The sequence below is a fragment of the Klebsiella sp. 10982 genome (assembly GCF_048589245.1).
GTDB classification, from domain to species: domain Bacteria; phylum Pseudomonadota; class Gammaproteobacteria; order Enterobacterales; family Enterobacteriaceae; genus Klebsiella; species Klebsiella quasivariicola.
Window position 1 is genome coordinate 1 of the sequence record NZ_JBMAXV010000124.1, and the last position, 1,055, is coordinate 1,055.

1 protein-coding gene is annotated in these 1,055 nt (G+C 54.7%); it reads left to right on the forward strand.

Annotated elements, in window-relative coordinates; all coding sequences use genetic code 11:
• Positions 1 to 1,055 (forward strand): elongation factor Tu (tuf, locus tag ACKLKD_RS27875; protein WP_048979769.1); only part of this gene is annotated, 1,055 nt, incomplete at both ends.

Genomic DNA, 1,055 nt, shown 5'->3' on the forward strand with positions numbered 1-1,055 from the left:
GCTGCCATCACTACCGTACTGGCTAAAACCTACGGTGGTTCCGCTCGCGCATTCGACCAGATCGATAACGCGCCGGAAGAAAAAGCTCGTGGTATCACCATCAACACCTCTCACGTTGAATATGACACCCCGACTCGCCACTACGCGCACGTAGACTGCCCGGGCCACGCCGACTATGTTAAAAACATGATCACCGGTGCTGCGCAGATGGACGGCGCGATCCTGGTTGTTGCTGCGACTGACGGCCCGATGCCGCAGACTCGTGAGCACATCCTGCTGGGTCGTCAGGTAGGCGTTCCGTACATCATCGTGTTCCTGAACAAATGCGACATGGTTGATGACGAAGAGCTGCTGGAACTGGTAGAGATGGAAGTTCGTGAACTGCTGTCTCAGTACGATTTCCCGGGCGACGACACCCCGATCGTTCGTGGTTCTGCTCTGAAAGCGCTGGAAGGCGACGCAGAGTGGGAAGCGAAAATCATCGAACTGGCTGGCCACCTGGATACCTATATCCCGGAACCAGAGCGTGCGATTGACAAGCCGTTCCTGCTGCCGATCGAAGACGTATTCTCCATCTCCGGTCGTGGTACCGTTGTTACCGGTCGTGTAGAGCGCGGTATCATCAAAGTAGGTGAAGAAGTTGAAATCGTTGGTATCAAAGAAACCGCGAAAACCACCTGTACTGGCGTTGAAATGTTCCGCAAACTGCTGGACGAAGGCCGTGCTGGTGAGAACGTAGGTGTTCTGCTGCGTGGTATCAAACGTGAAGAAATCGAACGTGGTCAGGTACTGGCTAAGCCGGGCACCATCAACCCGCACACCAAGTTCGAATCTGAAGTGTACATTCTGTCCAAAGACGAAGGCGGCCGTCATACTCCGTTCTTCAAAGGCTACCGTCCGCAGTTCTACTTCCGTACTACTGACGTGACTGGCACCATCGAACTGCCGGAAGGCGTAGAGATGGTAATGCCGGGCGACAACATCAAAATGGTTGTTACCCTGATCCACCCGATCGCGATGGACGATGGTCTGCGTTTCGCAATCCGTGAAGGCGG